Source organism: Corynebacterium sp. MSK204 (assembly GCF_030229885.1).
Taxonomy (GTDB): Bacteria; Actinomycetota; Actinomycetes; order Mycobacteriales; family Mycobacteriaceae; genus Corynebacterium.
In genome coordinates, this window is the sequence record NZ_JASPGQ010000009.1 from 77101 (window position 1) to 92711 (window position 15611).

Consider the following 15611-nt stretch of genomic DNA (forward strand, 5'->3'; position numbering starts at 1 on the left):
ACGCGTCTCTCGGGGCGAGACGGAAGGCTACGGGGGCATCGGCAAGCGGCGGCAGCACAGCGATCGCCGGCCCCTGCCCCACCGAAACCCAATAATTGCCCAGAAATTACGTCTGACCAGGCGATTGGCATTCTAATTGCTACGGCTGCTAATGTTTCTTCTCGGAGGATTCGACTAGCGGCCTATGTCACACGCCTGGAACGCGTGCGGGGTTCACGCCCCTCGTGGGTTCAAATCCCACATCCTCCGCCACTGCGAATCCCGGCTCGAAAGAGTCGGGATTCTTCGCATATCTGCAGCCCGCTTGTTTAATCCGTGAAAAGCCGTCAAAATAGGGATAGCCTCTTGTCCCCATAAACTATCTCCCTAGGACGCTCCTCATGGACTATGTCTTGGCTCTCGGCGAAAATCCCGATTTCCCTCTGTGGCTTCGCGCGACGCACCTCATCAACTTTGTACTCATCGGCATGCTCCTGCGCTCCGGGCTGGAAATGCTTTCCTCCATGCCGCGGCTATGGTGGCGCAATGACTGCGCCCCAGGCACCGAATGGCTGCGTTTTACCAAGCGCAAGCTGCCGAAGGAAGAGGGCGTATATACCTCTTTGATGGACGAACTTTCGTGGTCGCCGCTGGTGACCCTGCCGGGCCGCGAAAACGTGGGCCTCGGCCGCCACTGGCACGGCCTTTCGGTCATGCTGTGGGTCCTCAATGGCTTGGTGTATGTCGTGCTGCTCTTTGCCACGGGCCTGTGGCAGCGCATCATCCCTACGTCCTGGGATATCTTCCCGGAGGCCTGGGATACCTTCAAGGTCTATATCAGCCTCAGCGCGCCCGGCATCGAGCATTTCACGCCCTACGATGCCCTCCAGCAGCTTGCCTACGCCTTCGTCATCTTCATCGTCGCACCCTTCATGATGGTGACCGGCCTGGGCATGTCGCCGGCCATCCGCGTGCGTTTCCCGTGGTTCGTGAAGATGCTGGGCGGCCACCAGGGCGCGCGCTCGCTGCACTTTATCGGCATGGTCTTGATGTCCGCGTTCATCCTGGTCCACGTGGTCCTGGTCTTCTTCGTGCACCGCGAGTACAACATGGTCCACATCGTCTTCGGCGACGTCTCCACCGAGCGCTATGTACAGGCCTTTACCACCGTCGTCATCACCATCGTGGCGGTCATCATCTTCTGGATTGCCCTGTCCTATTGGACCTTGGCGGACCGCGCCCGGGCGCATAACTTCTTGGTCTCGTTCACCGAAATCGGCCGCAAGCTTTCGCTCAACCACTTCCACCCGCGCAAGCCCAAGGAGACCAAGGACTCTCCACTGCCCATTTCCTCCTTCCACTGGACCAACGGCCTGCCGCCGACGGAGAAGGAGTCCCCGGAGTGGACCGAGTACAAGCGCAATGGCTGGGAGAATTACGCCATTACCGTGGCCGATGACGTCAACGGCACCGAAAAGACCGTCACCCTTGAGGAATTGCGAGAGCTGCCGCAGACGTCCTACATCGCCACCCATACCTGCATGCAGGGGTGGTCGGCGACCTCGAAGTGGGGTGGGCCCAAGCTTGCCGATGTCCTCGAGCTACTCTGCCCCCGCCCCGAAGGCGCCAACTACGTGCTCATCGAGTCCTATGGTCTAGCGCAAAAGATGTACGATAACCGCCCGCGCGAGCCCTTCTACGCGGCCTTCGATATCGAGACCGCCATGGAGGATCAGTCCATTTTGGCAATTTCGCGCAATGACCAGGACATCGATCTGCACTTGGGCGCCCCAGTGCGCGCCCGCGTGGAATCGAACCATGGGTATAAGGCCGTGAAGTGGGTATCGCGGATTGCCTGGATTGGTGATTACGCCGACTACGGCGATGGCCGCGGCGGCACCCGCGAGGATTCCGCGCTCCAGGCCTTCAACGGCCGCATCTAACACCGAAGGATTAGAATCTGTTTCTATGACCGATCAATCTTCTGTCACCGAAACCCGCATCGCCATCGAAGGCATCCGCAATGACAACGACGTGCGCAAGTGCCTGCAAAAACTCTACGGTATCTTTGCCGATACGGGAATGGGCCAAGCCACCTTCGAGATGACCGGGGAGGCCACCGCGGATGTCGTCATCAAGCACTCCGAGTCCGTCACGGTGGACCCAGAGGTCATCGATGCGGCGGTGCGCAAGGCGGGGCCGTACCGCCTCGCCTAGTCGATGCGCGGTGGCTCGTAGCCGTCCTCTTTGAGCCACGCGATATGCGGCGGGGTATTCATACCCCACTCGCTGCGCGCCCAGGCAAAGGTCTGGCGCACCTCGGCCTCGGAATAACCGCCGTCGCGCAGGTACTGCCGGAAACCGTTCGGCCCGGAATCCTTGATCCAGAGCCAGACGTAGTCGTCGAGGGAGTCATCGGCAAGCAAGCTTTCTAAGCCCGCCGGAACGAACTCACGCTCGGCGCGCACGCGGTCCGCCAAGTCCTCGTCGAGGAAATCGTAGAGGTAATCCATCGCGTCCTCGAGCTCGGCATAGTGTCGTGGGTCCATGAGCTAAATCTCCCGGTGATTGGTGCCGATGACCATGCGGTCGATCTCTTCCAGTATCTCATCCACGATGGCCGGACTGAAGGCCTTATCCTTGCGCAGGGCTAGGAGCTCGCTCTGCGCGGCGTTGAGCGCGGTGCGCCGGGCCTCCAGCGCGACGCGGCGGGCCTCCTCAGCGCGCTGCTTGCGCTCGTCGTTGTTCTCGGCGGGGTTTTCACCATCGCCCAAGCGGTCCTCGAACCACTGGATGACGTTGGCGGAAATTTCCGGATCGACCGTTTCGGCCTCGCCGGTGGCATCGTCCTCGGGGCGGAATCGCGATAGCGCATCGATGCTGGCGGCGCGCGCCCGCGAAACCACCGCGGCTCGCATCTTATCGTTGGCGGCCTGCGAAGCCTCCGTGAGATCGAGCTGCCTCATCAGCCACGGCAGCAGCAGGCCGGGCAGCACCATGGTGACCAGCAAGACGGTCAGGGCGATAACGGCCAGCTCGTGGTGGAAGGCGAAGACGCCGGTGGGGATGGACAGCACCAGCGCCAGCGTCACCAGGCCGCGCATGCCGGACCAAGTCATCAGCAGCACCTCCTGCATCCGCAGCGGGGCAACGTGCGGGCGCCCGCGCGAGACGTTGAGGCGGTAGTAGAAGAACATCCACACAAAACGCACCACGAAGGCCACGAGCGATAGGATCACGCCGACCATAACGGAGTGCCACAAATCCGAGCCCACCTCCGCGATGGCGGTATTAACCGTCAGCCCGATAAGGCCGAAGGCGACACCGGTAAACAGCAGCTCCATGGTCTCCCAGAAAGACTGGCCGGAAAGCCGGTCCTCGGCCTGGATATCGGCGCGCGAGTTGAGCTCGACGGCGGCGATGACCACGGCGATAACGCCAGAGGCCTCCAGCTCCTCAGCCACGAGGAAGGTGGCGAAGGGAACCACCCAGGTCAGGGCGTTGCGCGCTACCACATCGTGGACGTGGGTAATAAACAGCGCCGTCAGCCGCCCGATGAGCCAGCCAATGGCAAGCGCGACGACGGAAGAATAGAGGAAGCTCAGCACGCCGCTGCCAAAGGAAATATCGCCGCCCTGGGTCACGGCGGCGAGCGCGAGGTGGAAGGCGACGATGGAGGCGGCATCGTTAAACAGCCCCTCTGTTTGCAGGGTGGTGATGATGCGGCGCGGGATGCCGGCGGGCTCGGCCACCGCATCCACGGCCACGGGGTCTGGCGGGGCGATGGCCGCGCCGATGAGGATGGCGGCGGCGATGCTAATTCCCGGCAGGAATGCGTAAGCGGTCGCGCCCACGGCGAGGGTGGTGGCGACGACGAGGAGCACGGACAGGCTCAGGATGGTCACCCACTGCCCGCGAATCACGCCCCAGGACGTGCGCCGCGCCAGCGCCCACAGCAGCGGCGGCAAGAAGATGGGAAGGATGAGCTCGGTGGGGATGTCGAATTGCGGCAGCCCCGGCACGAAAACGGCGCAGGCGGTAATAATCGTCAGCAGCGCGGGCCACGGCAGCCCGACCCTATCGCCGATCGCAACGACGAAGACGGTCAGCAGCATGAGCCCGATGAGAACCAGTAAAACTTCCATGGGCTCGATAGTATTACGCGCGCCAAATATACGGCTCGCGGCTCAATTCCTCTGGCCGGAATTGCGCCAAGAGCTCGGCGGCGGTTTCCGCCTCATAGCCCAAAGACTGCGCCAGCTGCTTGACGATGCCCCTCTGCTCCCCCATATCCCGCATCGTCACCGCGCCATCGCGCTTGGCCAGTCGCTTGCCCGCGGAATTCAGGACCAGCGGCACGTGCACGTAGGTCGGCGGTGTGGTCCCCAAAAGGGAAGCCAGGTAGGCCTGGCGCGGGGCGGAGGATAAGAGATCGTCGCCGCGGACGACTTGGTCGATGCCCTGGTAGGCATCATCCACAACCACCGCCAGGTTATAGGCCCAGCCACCATCCTGCCCGCCGCGGCGGAGGATGAAATCATCGACGTCGCCGGTGTAGTCGCCGTGCAGGGCGTCGTGGATGGTGAAGGTGGAGACATCGGCGCGCAGGCGCAGCGCCGGCTGGCGGTTATCGGCGGCGAGCTGGGCGCGTTTGGTGGCACGTTGGGCATCGGATAGCGCACGGCAGGTGCCCGGATACTGGCCGGGGATGGCGTGCGGGGCGCGGGAGGCTTCGCGGATATCCTTGCGCGAGCAGTAACACTCGTAGACCGGCAGCTTCTCGAGCGCCGCGGCGTAGGCGGCCTCGCGATCCTGCTGGTAGATGACCTCGCCGTCCCACTCCAGCCCCAGGGCTGCAAGGTCCGCGAGCTGTCGCTCGGCCGCCGCGCGGGAGGAGCGCTGCTTATCGATGTCCTCCACCCGCACCACAAACCTGCGCCCCGTCGAGCGCGCGTAGAGCCACGCGAGAAGCGCCGTGCGGAGGTTGCCAAAGTGCAGATCGCCGGAAGGGCTCGGGGCGTAGCGGCCCGCCCCGGTGGTCGCGGAATTCATATTCCCAGCATACGGTTTGGCACAATGGTGGGCATGGAAAAATCCCCCTCCTCTCAAGTGCGCTTTATCCCCGTTCATTCCACTCTGTATCCGTGGCTCGTCACGATCTTCGTCGTGACGTTTTTGATTTCTAATATCAACGCCACCAAGGGCGTCCAGCTTGGGCCGCTCGTGACCGACGGCGCCTTCTTCCTCTTCCCGCTGGCCTATATCGTCGGCGACGTTTTATCCGAGTGCTACGGCTTCAAGTCCACCCGGCGCGCCATCTACATCGGCTTTGCGATGGCCCTGCTCGCCGTCGTGTGTTTCTATATCGCCATCTGGCTGCCTGCGGCGGATTTCTATGAGGGCCAAGAGGCCTTCGCCGCCACGCTGGGCCTGGTGCCCCGCATCGTTTTGGCTTCCCTGGCCGGTTACTTGGTGGGCCAGCTGCTCAACGCGTGGACGCTGACTGCGATGAAGAAGCGCAGCGGCGAAAAGGGCCTTTTCTCCCGGCTGATCGCCTCCACCGTGGTGGGCGAGTTTGGCGATACCTTGCTGTTTTGCGCCATCGCCGCGCCCGTCATCGGCATCGACACCACGAGCGGATTCATCAACTACGTGGTGGTGGGCTTTGTGTGGAAGACACTGATTGAGGTCGTCCTCTTGCCCATTACCTCCGCGGTTATCAAGCTGGTGAAAAAGCGCGAGGATTACCGCGCCTTCGACGCCGCGTAGTAACGGCCCAGGAACTCATCGCGGTAGTCCTCGTAGTAGCCGCCATTGATGGCGGCGCGGATATTGTCCACTAACCGCACCATGAATTCCACGTTGTGGATGGTGCACAGCGTGCCGGCCAAAAATTCCTTCGCCTTGAGCAGGTGGTGCAGGTAGGCGCGCGAGTAATTCTCCGTGACGTAGCCGCCGAACTCCTCGTCTACACCCTTAAAGTCCCGCTTGAACCGCGCATTGGTGAGGTTCAGGCGGCCATCGAGCGTGTAGACGCCGCCGCGGCGGGCTAGGCGGGTTGGCGCGACGCAGTCGAAGGTATCGGCGCCGGCCTCGACCGCGGTAAAGATGTCATCTGGCTCGGAGATGCCGAGCAGGTGGCGCGGTTTATCGTCCGGCAGTTCATCGCAGACCCAGCCCACGATGGTGCCGAGGTTCTGCTTTTCCAGCGCACCGCCGATGCCGAAGCCGCCGAAACCGCGCTGGCCCTTCTCCCGCGCGGCGCGGTCCAGGTCCAAGAGGCCGCGGGTGGCCTGGCGGCGCAAGTCCTCGTATTGCGCGCCCTGCACCACGCCCCACAGCGATTGCTTCGGGCGGTGGTAGCGCTCGCGGGTAAGCCGGTCGTGTTCTTCCAGGCAGCGCTGCGCCCACCGGTGCGTGCGGGCGACAGATTCTTCCTGGTAAGTGCGCGAATCAATGAGCGTGGTCAGCTCGTCGAAGGCGAACATGATATCCGCGCCCAGCCCGTGCTGAATCTGCATGGACTTTTCGGGCGTAAAGCGGTGCTTGGAGCCATCGATAATCGAGCGGAAGTCCACGCCTTCCTCATCCACCTTGGCCATGCGCTCCCTTTTCGCGGCGCGAATATCCTTTTCGGTGAGATCCGCCAAGTCCATGGCGATGACCTTTTTAAAGCCCACGCCCAAAGACATCACCTGGAATCCGCCGGAATCGGTGTAGGTCGGCCCGTGCCAGTTCTCAAATTTCGCCACGCCGCCGGCCTCGTCCACGATGTCGTGGCCCGGCTGCAGGTAGAGGTGATAGGCATTGGACAAAATCGCCTGCGTTCCAGTCGCGCGAATCTGCTCCGGCGTCAGGGTCTTTACCGTGGCCTTGGTCGCCACCGGGATAAACGCCGGCGTGGCGATATCGCCGTGCGGAGTGTGGATAACACCACTGCGGCCATGCTTGCCGGGGCCTTCGGGCAGGCGCTTATCGATGTCGAAACTTAAGTCCTTCATTCCTTATCTTCCTCTTCCCTGGTCTTCTGGCCATCATCCGCGTGTTGTGCTTCCCATTCTTCCTCAAGCGCGGTGCCTTCGATGTCTACGGTAGGCAGGATCTTATCCAGCCACTTGGGCATCCACCACGTAGCGCGGCCCATGAGGAACATGGAGGCGGGGACGAGGGTCATGCGGACAAAGAAGGCATCGAAAAGCACGCCCGCCGCCAAGGCAAAGCCGAAGATCTGGATGAACGGCAGCGGCTGGTTGATAAAGGCCACGAAGACCGAAATCATGATGATCGCCGCGGCCGTCACCACGCGCGCGCCCTGGGTAAAGCCAGTGATGGTGGCCTCGTCGACGGCATTATAGGGCCCCGACGTGCCCTTCGGATGCCGCGCGATGTGCTCGCGCATGCGGGTGACCAGGAAGACCTGGTAGTCCATGGCCAGGCCGAAAGTCACGCCGATGAGGAAGATCGGCATGAACGACAGCAGCGGGCCGGGGCCCGGGACGAGGCCCCACAGGCCGTCTTGCCATACCAGCACCGTCAGGCCGAAGGCGCCGCCAACCGAAAGCAGGAAGCCCAGGCCCGCCACCAGTGGCACCAGGAGGGAGCGGAAGACAACGAGCAGTAGCACGATCGCCAGCCCCACAACGATGCTGAGGTACGGTGCCATGGCATCGCGGAGGCGCTCGGTGATGTCCAGCTGCACGGCGGTCAGGCCCGTCAGGCCGATCTCGGTGCCGGTGGTGCCTTCGATCTGCTTTGTGGCAGAGCGCAGGGCGTGCGCGACATTAATGGTTGCGGCTTCCGTTGGCGAGGTTTCCGGGGTCACCATAATTTGTGCCGCGCGCTGGTCTTCGCTGACCGAAACAATTTGCGCGTGCTTTACTCCGCCAAGCGTCTTCAGTTGATCCGCGGTGTAGAGGAAGGACGCCAGTGCCGCCTTGTCCTCGGCGCTGGTCGGCGCAGCGGCCTCTTCCTTGTCCTCGACCTCTGCGACGGGGGCGATATCCGGCTCAGCAGGTTGCTCGCTGGGCTGGTCAGCAGGGTGTTCTGCCAGTTGTTCGCCGGGCTGGTCCGCTGGCTGCTCACCTGGCTGGTCGGGGGCTTCGTTGGGCGCGGGCTCAGGCGCAGGGCCAGTTGCGTCGCCGGGCGAGTCAGCGGGCGAATCGGCGGGTGCTTCGCCGGAGCCTTCTTCGGCGTCGTCGTTTCCGTCCTGGGCCGCCACCAATGGGGCGAGAGCGGCGGAATTGGCGTTGATGGTGTGGGCATCGACAACCGCGAGGAATGGCCCGTTGACGCCGGGGCCGAAGCCCTCGGCCATCAGGTCGGCGGCCTTGCGCTGAGTGGTATCGGGATTCGAGGTGGTATCGGCAGGCAGCGCCAAATCCATGTGGAGCACGGGGGCGGTCATGGCGCCGAGGGAGAGGACGACGAGGGCCATCGCCAAGCCGGGCACCTTTTGTACCAGCCGTACCCAGCGATTGCCCATGGTCGGGCCGCGGCGCACCTTGCCCTTGCGGGAGGGGTTGCCGGCCACGCCGGGGATGCGGCCGGCAAATGCCTTGTCCCCCAGAAGCCCCAGCATCGCGGGGATGAGCGTGAGGGAGACGAGGACGGCGATGGCCACGGTTGCGGCGGCGGAAAGCCCCATGGCGGTGAGGAATTCGATGCGCGCAATGAGCAGGGCAAACAGCGCGGTAAAGACGGTGGTGCCGGCAAAGACCACGGACGAGCCCGCCGTTCCTGCCGCCATGCCGGCGGCTTCTGGGGCGGACATGCGGGCGCGCTCGGCTCGGTAGCGGGACAGGATAAACAGCGCATAGTCGATGCCCACCGCCAGGCCAATCATGATGGCCAGCACCGGCGTCATGTTGTTGAGCTCTATCCAGTGCGTGGTAATCAGCATGCCGCAAGCGCCCAGGCCGACCCCGATGACGGCCGAAATCAGCGGCATTCCAGAAGCGACCAGGGAGCCGAAGGTAAAGATGAGCACGAGGAAGGCCACGCCAAGGCCGATAACCTCGGAGGTGGAATTGACCCGAATCTCATCGCCAAACCCGGCGCCGCCGGCCTCAACGGTAAGCCCCTGCTGCCTGCCGATGTCCATCGCTTCCGTCACGATGTCCTTATCGTCCTGGTCCACGCTATAGGGCGATTCGGCGTCGAAGTCGAAGGTGGTATAGGCAATGGTCTCATCCTCATTGACCATCGCGAGGTTATCGGCATCGGCACGCGCGGACGATTCCGGCAGCCCCATCTCCGTGAACTGGTGGATAACCTCATCTTGTAGCCGCGGCGAGACCTCAAGCGGATTGCCAAAGCGCATGGTATCGCCCATCTCCAGGTTGTCCTCGAGGTGGGAAATGACCGCGTTGATGGCCTTTTCATTGGCGGGATCCGAGAGCTTTTGGCCTTCCGGGGCCTGGAAGACCAGGTTCACTGACGGCGAGTTGGCGGGATTGCCGCCTTCCGGGAAGAGGTCCATCGTCTTGTAGGTGGCATCGATGGATGGGGTGCCTTTGATAGCGAACTCGCTCGTCATCGGTTTCATCAACAAGGCGGTAGCGCCGCCGGCGGCAGCAAGCAGGACCACCCAGGTAACGATGACTTTCCATTTATTAAGGAAAGACCAACGTCCGAGCCGGTAGAGGAGTTTAGCCACGGGAAATGTACCTTCGCATTCGCGTAGTCGGACGGATTTAACTTCGCCCTAGTGTAGTTGCCGTGCCCCTTATTCCCTATTACTTAGCCACCGTGCGGCCCTTATTCACAGACGATGCCAAGGCGGCGGGCCAAAAAGAACCGTGGCCGCCCAATGCAGTCAAAGACTAGATCGGGTGGCCACGGCGGAGCGGCTTAGACGATGCAGCCGCGAGAGAGCGCGCGCTATTTAAACGAACTTCGACAAGCTCAGGCCGGGAAGAACGAGGTCAGAGAAGAAGGCGCTGATTTTCTTTACCCGCGCGATAATAGCAGCGATGGTCTCGCCTAGGTTGCCTGAGGAAGAACCGTGGAAAGAAGAGCCGTCGTCTGCAGCGTCGTCGCCCGAAGGCTTCTTTTCTGGGGTTACCTGGTCAGATGGTTTAGGGTTTTCGGAGGCGCCGTCGAATGCCACGGTGAGATCCGTGTTGGCATCGTCAAGCGGTTGCCCCACCGGGTACTTGCCCAAAAAGATGTCGGAGCCCGTCTGGGTCAGCGAGGTGGGGGCATCAGTTGTGGCGTGAGTCTTGCCGGTTTCCGGTACCAAGGGCTCAGTGAGCGTGAAGGTAGAGATTGCGGCGTCATCACCGGACATTTCAACCGGCTCGTTCTTCAGCGGGCCCGAGGCGCCCGTAAGCTTATAGTCCGCAGTGATAGTGGCGTTGTGGCCTTCTACCTCCACCTTGATATCTGAGAACGTGAGGTCGACGCCGTAGGAACCATTAGGCCCAAAGCCTGGATAGCCTTGAATCTGCACGGATCCCTGAGTGCCTATAGTGCCGTTTCCCTCTGCATCCACCGTGGTGTGGGCCGCATCGACGGGGAAGGTGAAGTCCTTTCCTACCTTCTCCGCACCTCCGGTGGTATTGACTACGCCTTTGGCGAGAGGGCTGGTGTCCACGTGGTGAATGAAGGATTCCTTGATGGGCCAGTTCAATTGGCCGGATTCCACGGCGGGGACAGTGGCTGGAGCCTCATCGGCAGAGGCTACTGGGGCGGTGACGGCGCCGAGCGCAACCGCGCCAATAGCGATGACGGATGTTGTTTTCATGAATTTCTCCTCTTGAGAGCAGTGGTAAAGCTTCGCCTTAGTGAATTAGGCGAGCCTTACCTTAATTAATAAATTGGAAAAAGTAAATCAGTGGCGTTTATCAAGCTCGGCGAATATCCCCGAGTTGAAGGCGAATGCGCGCTGCGCCTCCGAGAGCAAAGACTCGCGCTGTTCCTCGGTTAGCATGAGGCTGTCAAGGCGTTCGCGGTAGCCCTTGCGGTACGGCGGAATCTTGCCAATGGCGCTGAAGTCATAAAAGTTCAGCGCATCCGGTTCGATGTCATAGAGGGTGCCGAGGCGCGCGGCAATCACCTGGCCGCCGGAGACGTCACCGAGATACCGGACATAGTGATGGGCCACCACTTCTACCGCACTGCCGGATACTTCTTCTAGGCGGGCAACGTAGGATGCTGTGGCCGGCAGGATCCGGATCTTTTCGCGCCAGTCGCCGCCGACGAGCGCCGCCAAATCCGCCTCTAGAGCGAAGCGCCGCTCCAAGCGTGGATCGGCCACCGCACCGGCGATTGAAGTTTGCGCCACGCCGCGGACGGCGCGCTCCAAAGACTCATAGACAAACCACAATTGGCCACTCAGATCGGCAGCGGCCTCAGCGCTCAGCCGACCTGACATAAGTCGCTGCATAAACGCCGAGCCCTCCGCGTTCTCATGGGCGTGAGCGGTCTCCTCGCGCAATGCGACGGATAATGGTTTCTTGAGTGTCACAGTCACTGACTTCCTCCAAAGTAACGCTTACCTAACTTCTAAATATAAATTTAAGGTTAGGCAACCCTTATTTACAAGACTTGTGGGGAGAAATCAACCAAAAGGACTAACTCCCTACCCCACCGCCTGCGGTACGCACGGCGCGGCACCGTCCTTAAAAGGGTTTTGCGCGCGGCGTTGAGATGGCTGCCGGCACAGCGTGCTTAGCTGACCCCCTATTCCTGGATCAGCGGTGCTTTTATCGGTGGAGAAGGGCACGCACGCTATCAAGGGCGCCCGACTTTATAAACGCCTGCCCAAGGATGGCAAACATGCTGCCAATGGTTACCACGCCCAAGATGTAGTTCCACACCTTGGCAAAGCTAGAACCTGAGGGAGCGTCCTCCTCTGGTTGCTGGGTTCCCGGCTTCTTAGACTCCGAAGTCTCGGGGCTCTTTGGGGTCTCCGGCTTCTTCGGCGGTGCCGGGATCTGCGAGGTCGCTGGTGACTGCGGAGCTGGATTGCCCTTCGGTGGCTGACTCTGTGGCTTCTCTTCCTTTTCCGGCGCAGCTACCGGCGGCTGCGGAGCAGGTTCGTTCTGCGGAGTTTCTTCCTTCTTCTGGCCACAGCCCGGGGAAACCCTGAGGGTTAAGTGGGCATCATCAAGCTCAGGCTTGCTCTCTGAGCTATACATGCCCATGAAAAGTTGGTCTACGCCCTCGATTTTTCCATCTTTTGTTCCCTGCTGCTCCTTGTACCGCACATCGCTGGCGGAAAGGGTGAGTGTATCGCCCTCCTTGGTCCATTGCGCCGTGCCGTGGCCAAAGATCCCGTCCCCGGTGCGCTTATTGGCGTCGATGCGGTCGTCCTCGGTGTATTGAAACATATTCTTACCCTCTACGTGATAGACCTCGTAGCCGGAACCGAGCTGGGCTTCATTTCCGGAGGTCTTGATGAAAGGTGCCACTACCGTGGAATGTAGAGCGCCGTGGTGACCGGTGAACGTGATCGAAGAGTCTTTGCTCTCGATGTTGGACGACACCACATTGCCGTCCTCATCTACCGTTACCGTAGAGGTTGCAGGATCGACGTCGAAGCCGAAAGAGAAATCCTTCCCCTTAGGATCACCGGTTTGCGTCACTGGACCACTAGTGGACCAATCACCAGCAGCGAAACCGGATTTGAGGTAGGAACGCCACGAGTGCTTAATGCCCCAATTCAAGGAACCGGATTCGATGGTGCAGGTTTCTTCCGCAGAAGCGTGTGGCACGGTAAGGGCGGTCGCCGCGAGAGCGGTGAACAGTGCTTTTTTAAACATGGAAATCCTCCAATTTATGTGAAAAGAGTGGGTTGATGGTGGGCGTGGCACGCTGTGGATGTACCCGCAGTCCATCGACGGATATTGGCCAGCCATACACTTGAGACAATGTGGGACTGGTAAAGACCTCATCTACGCGCCCTTGGGCTGCTAATCCCCCGCACGACAGGCATACGACGCGATCGCAATATGCAGCTGCAGCGTTGAGGTCATGGAGCACCACGAGGACGGCAACACCGGCCTCGCGGGCGAGGGCTTTGACTGAACCCAGCAGTTGTTCTTGGTGCCGAATATCGAGCGCGGCCGTTGGCTCATCGAGCAAGATAACCGGGGTATTTTGGGCAAGCACGCGTGCGAAGGCCGCGCGGGCGCGCTCACCGCCAGACAACGTGCTGATGTCTCGGCCAGCTAGGTGCGCAACGCCGGCGGCATCGAGGGCGGCGTGAATAAAGTCATCGTCAAGGTCTGCATAGGCAGTTCCTTCCCACGGGCGGCGCCCCATCGCAACGACATCGCGGACGAGGAATTCAAACGACACCGAGACATCCTGGAGCATCACCGCACGCGTGCGGGCGAGCTCTCGCGCTGGTGCCTTGGGCGAAAGCCCACCCACGGTGATCTCACCGGAATAATCAATGTCTCCGGCCACGGCGGCAAGTACCGTGGATTTACCGGCACCGTTCGGACCGATAAGCCCGGTAACTTCGCCCGCTTGGGCAGCAAAGGACACTTGATCCACAAGGGTATGTTCCCCCACCCGGACGGTTAAGTCTTTGACGTTTATCATCAGTGCACTCCTTTGCGCATCATGCGGCGCAGCAAGATGAAAAACGTTGGACCGCCCACCAGAGCGGTAAAAATTCCGATGGGAAGATCCGCAAAAGGAATCATCGTGCGCGCTGCCACGTCGGCGAAACCAATAAGCACAGCGCCGCCCAGGGCGGAGGCGGGCAGTAGGATGCGGTTTTCTGGCCCGACGATGCTGCGCAGCAGGTGGGGAACGATGAGCCCCACAAAGCCAATGAGGCCGGCGAAGGAGACGGCCGCTGCAGTCAGCACTGCCGATGCCACGATCGCCACGATGCGCAGACGCGGCACGTTCACGCCGGTATGCGCGGCGGCGCGCTCGCCGAGCGCGAGGACGTCTAGCTGCTTGCCTAAGCGCAGGGCCACTGCGAGGCCTACCACCACGATGGGAAGTACCGCCCACACGTGTTTCCACTGCGAGCCGTTGAGGGAGCCCATCTGCCAGAAGACGATCGCTTCGCGGTTGGCGGTCGGCGCCAGGTACACCATGAAGGAGATGATGGCGTTGCATACCGCATTGATGGCGATGCCGGTGAGAATCAGGTGCACTACGGCCACGCGCCCGTTGTACCGCGCCAGCTGATAAATAATGAAGGTAACCAGTAACGCGGTCAGGAAGGCTGCCGCGGGAACAGTAAAGGTACCGAAGAACTCGATATTGAAGACAATGACCACGGCCGCACCAACGCCCGCACCAGAGGTAACGCCGATGATGGAAGGTTCTGCAAGGGGGTTGGCAAATACCGCCTGCATCAGCGTGCCGGCCACCCCCAAGGCCGCGCCCACCACGAGCCCTAAGACCAAGCGTGGCAGGCGGATGTCCCACACCACGCTTGCGGTCAAGGAATCCTGCGCGTGCCCGGCTGCCAAAATGGGGAAGAGATCAGACAGGGGTACGTAGTATTGCCCCAGCACGACGGAAATGAGCGCCGCGAGAACGGTGAGGATCCCCAGCAGTACGAATACCCAGGCGCGCTGAGTGCGGCGGCGCGCGAAGGTATCCGTCTCCTTACTCATTGTCTGGGTCATACACAGCCTTTGCTAGCTTCACCAGCGTCTGACCGGTCATGGGACCGAATGCCAGCGATTGACCGTCCGGAATGGTCACGATGCGCTTCTTCTGGCCGGCGGTGGTCTGAGCAACACCAGGCCTCTCCAGCAAGCCATCAATTCCGCCGGTGGATTCCAGGCCATTGGTCATCATGATGATCACCTCCGGGTTGATGCGCGCCAATGCCTCCGCGTTAGCGGGTTCTGCATGAGAAAGGTTGTTTTCTGCCGCCAGATCCACGCCGCCGATGCCTTCAATCAGGTCTTGTGCACCGGTGCCGTCACCCATGATGAAGAAGACGCCGCCGTTTCCGCGCGCATAGAGGAACGCCATCCGCATCGGATCATCGGGAACGAGTTCCTTGATGGCTTCCTTTGCCTCGTCGATTTCTTTGGTGGAACGATCCGCCAGCTCGCGTGCTTCGTCGGGCAAGCCGAGGGCATCGCCAAGCGCGGTGATGTCCTCGCCCACGGAATCAATGGTGCGCTCAGGTTCCATCACCACGGTGGTGACGCCCGCCGCGCGGATTTGATCGATGGCATCGCGCGGGCCAATGGAATGATCCACAATGACGAGCGTCGGCTGGAGCTCCAGCACCGCCTCCACGTTGATGTTGTGGCCGCCTTCGGTCACTACTGGGAGATCCGCCAAGTTGGGCTCGGTAGAAGAAATCGTGCGGCCGACGATATTATCCGCAAGCCCCAAGCCGCTCAGGGTCTTGGTATAGGTGCCATAGATATCCAACGCGAGGATGCGGGAAGTATCGGTGACGGTGACGTCATTACCATCGGCATCGGTAAGTTCCACCGGAAGCGCCGGCTCTGCTTTTTCAGTAACCGGCTCGATATCGTCAAAATCTTTGACGTCACTGACACCTTCAAAGGACCTGGGATCGGAGACATCTGCAGGATCCGGTAGCTGATCGGTATAGCTTCCCTGCACACCGCACGCGGTAAGGCTGAAGATGCACAGGAGTGGTACGAGGAAACGAAGAACGAGTTTCACGGCGA

The 15611-nt window shown here is 61.3% G+C and carries 14 protein-coding genes and 1 tRNA gene; 4 read left to right on the top strand and 11 right to left on the bottom strand.

Going from position 1 to position 15611, the window contains the following annotated elements:
* Window positions 1–163 precede the first annotated feature (163 nt).
* The 3 genes from QP908_RS07265 to QP908_RS07275 all read left to right on the top strand — a co-directional run bounded on the left by QP908_RS07265 (window position 164) and on the right by QP908_RS07275 (window position 2196).
* Window positions 164–252, top strand: a tRNA-Ser gene (locus QP908_RS07265).
* Between the two features lie 128 nt (window positions 253–380).
* Window positions 381–1922: a molybdopterin-dependent oxidoreductase gene (locus QP908_RS07270; protein WP_284771992.1), complete on the top strand. Its 1542-nt coding sequence runs from the start codon at window positions 381–383 to the stop codon at window positions 1920–1922.
* Window positions 1923–1947: 25 nt separating this feature from the next.
* Window positions 1948–2196, top strand: coding sequence for a hypothetical protein (locus QP908_RS07275; RefSeq protein ID WP_284771993.1), 249 nt, complete (start codon window positions 1948–1950; stop codon window positions 2194–2196).
* Here QP908_RS07275 and QP908_RS07280 read toward each other — a convergent pair.
* The 3 genes from QP908_RS07280 to gluQRS are packed head-to-tail and all read right to left on the bottom strand — an operon-like array spanning window position 2193 to window position 5031.
* Window positions 2193–2528 carry a hypothetical protein gene (locus QP908_RS07280; RefSeq protein WP_023029973.1) on the bottom strand — a complete coding sequence of 112 codons (336 nt, stop codon included), beginning with the start codon at window positions 2526–2528 and terminating at the stop codon, window positions 2193–2195. The two genes, QP908_RS07275 and QP908_RS07280, sit on opposite strands and share 4 nt — an antisense overlap.
* 3 nt (window positions 2529–2531) lie before the next feature.
* Window positions 2532–4124: a cation:proton antiporter gene (locus QP908_RS07285; RefSeq protein WP_284771994.1), complete on the bottom strand. Its 1593-nt coding sequence runs from the start codon at window positions 4122–4124 to the stop codon at window positions 2532–2534.
* A 13-nt stretch (window positions 4125–4137) separates the two neighbouring features.
* Window positions 4138–5031, bottom strand: a complete 894-nt coding sequence (gene gluQRS / locus QP908_RS07290) for a tRNA glutamyl-Q(34) synthetase GluQRS (protein ID WP_239270017.1) — start codon at window positions 5029–5031, stop codon at window positions 4138–4140.
* A 24-nt stretch (window positions 5032–5055) separates the two neighbouring features.
* Between gluQRS and QP908_RS07295 the strand changes: the two genes are divergently transcribed.
* Complete coding sequence (locus tag QP908_RS07295; protein ID WP_239270018.1) at window positions 5056–5748, top strand: queuosine precursor transporter; 693 nt, start codon at window positions 5056–5058, stop codon at window positions 5746–5748.
* Here QP908_RS07295 and tgt read toward each other — a convergent pair.
* The 8 genes from tgt to QP908_RS07335 all read right to left on the bottom strand — a co-directional run bounded on the left by tgt (window position 5724) and on the right by QP908_RS07335 (window position 15606).
* Window positions 5724–6980 (bottom strand): tRNA guanosine(34) transglycosylase Tgt, encoded by a 1257-nt coding sequence (gene tgt, locus QP908_RS07300; protein WP_023029970.1) that lies wholly within the window; start codon window positions 6978–6980, stop codon window positions 5724–5726. The genes QP908_RS07295 and tgt overlap by 25 nt on opposite strands.
* Window positions 6977–9634, bottom strand: coding sequence for an MMPL family transporter (locus QP908_RS07305; protein ID WP_239270019.1), 2658 nt, complete (start codon window positions 9632–9634; stop codon window positions 6977–6979). Before QP908_RS07305 ends, tgt begins: the two co-directional genes overlap by 4 nt.
* 228 nt (window positions 9635–9862) lie before the next feature.
* Window positions 9863–10723 carry an HtaA domain-containing protein gene (locus QP908_RS07310; RefSeq protein ID WP_239275837.1) on the bottom strand — a complete coding sequence of 287 codons (861 nt, stop codon included), beginning with the start codon at window positions 10721–10723 and terminating at the stop codon, window positions 9863–9865.
* Window positions 10724–10810: 87 nt separating this feature from the next.
* Window positions 10811–11452, bottom strand: a complete 642-nt coding sequence (locus tag QP908_RS07315) for a biliverdin-producing heme oxygenase (protein ID WP_239270021.1) — start codon at window positions 11450–11452, stop codon at window positions 10811–10813.
* Window positions 11453–11684: 232 nt separating this feature from the next.
* On the bottom strand, window positions 11685–12743 hold the full coding sequence (locus QP908_RS07320; protein ID WP_284771995.1) for an HtaA domain-containing protein: 1059 nt from the start codon (window positions 12741–12743) through the stop codon (window positions 11685–11687).
* Window positions 12736–13530 (bottom strand): heme ABC transporter ATP-binding protein, encoded by a 795-nt coding sequence (locus tag QP908_RS07325; RefSeq protein ID WP_239270023.1) that lies wholly within the window; start codon window positions 13528–13530, stop codon window positions 12736–12738. The genes QP908_RS07320 and QP908_RS07325 overlap by 8 nt, the downstream gene beginning before the upstream one ends.
* Window positions 13530–14579: a FecCD family ABC transporter permease gene (locus tag QP908_RS07330; RefSeq protein ID WP_239270024.1), complete on the bottom strand. Its 1050-nt coding sequence runs from the start codon at window positions 14577–14579 to the stop codon at window positions 13530–13532. The genes QP908_RS07325 and QP908_RS07330 overlap by 1 nt, the downstream gene beginning before the upstream one ends.
* The gene (locus QP908_RS07335) at window positions 14560–15606 is read right to left on the bottom strand and encodes a heme/hemin ABC transporter substrate-binding protein (protein ID WP_239270025.1); all 1047 of its coding nucleotides are present in this window, start codon (window positions 15604–15606) and stop codon (window positions 14560–14562) included. The genes QP908_RS07330 and QP908_RS07335 overlap by 20 nt, the downstream gene beginning before the upstream one ends.
* Between the last annotated feature and the right edge of the window lie 5 nt (window positions 15607–15611).

Coding starts and splice junctions, on each gene's coding strand:
- QP908_RS07270 (WP_284771992.1), top strand. CDS start 381: ATGGACTATGTCTTGGCTCTCGGCGAAAATCCCGATTTCCCTCTGTGG.
- QP908_RS07275 (WP_284771993.1), top strand. CDS start 1,948: ATGACCGATCAATCTTCTGTCACCGAAACCCGCATCGCCATCGAAGGC.
- QP908_RS07280 (WP_023029973.1), bottom strand. CDS start 2,528: ATGGACCCACGACACTATGCCGAGCTCGAGGACGCGATGGATTACCTC.
- QP908_RS07285 (WP_284771994.1), bottom strand. CDS start 4,124: ATGGAAGTTTTACTGGTTCTCATCGGGCTCATGCTGCTGACCGTCTTC.
- gluQRS (WP_239270017.1), bottom strand. CDS start 5,031: ATGAATTCCGCGACCACCGGGGCGGGCCGCTACGCCCCGAGCCCTTCC.
- QP908_RS07295 (WP_239270018.1), top strand. CDS start 5,056: ATGGTGGGCATGGAAAAATCCCCCTCCTCTCAAGTGCGCTTTATCCCC.
- tgt (WP_023029970.1), bottom strand. CDS start 6,980: ATGAAGGACTTAAGTTTCGACATCGATAAGCGCCTGCCCGAAGGCCCC.
- QP908_RS07310 (WP_239275837.1), bottom strand. CDS start 10,723: ATGAAAACAACATCCGTCATCGCTATTGGCGCGGTTGCGCTCGGCGCC.
- QP908_RS07320 (WP_284771995.1), bottom strand. CDS start 12,743: ATGTTTAAAAAAGCACTGTTCACCGCTCTCGCGGCGACCGCCCTTACC.
- QP908_RS07325 (WP_239270023.1), bottom strand. CDS start 13,530: ATGATAAACGTCAAAGACTTAACCGTCCGGGTGGGGGAACATACCCTT.
- QP908_RS07330 (WP_239270024.1), bottom strand. CDS start 14,579: ATGACCCAGACAATGAGTAAGGAGACGGATACCTTCGCGCGCCGCCGC.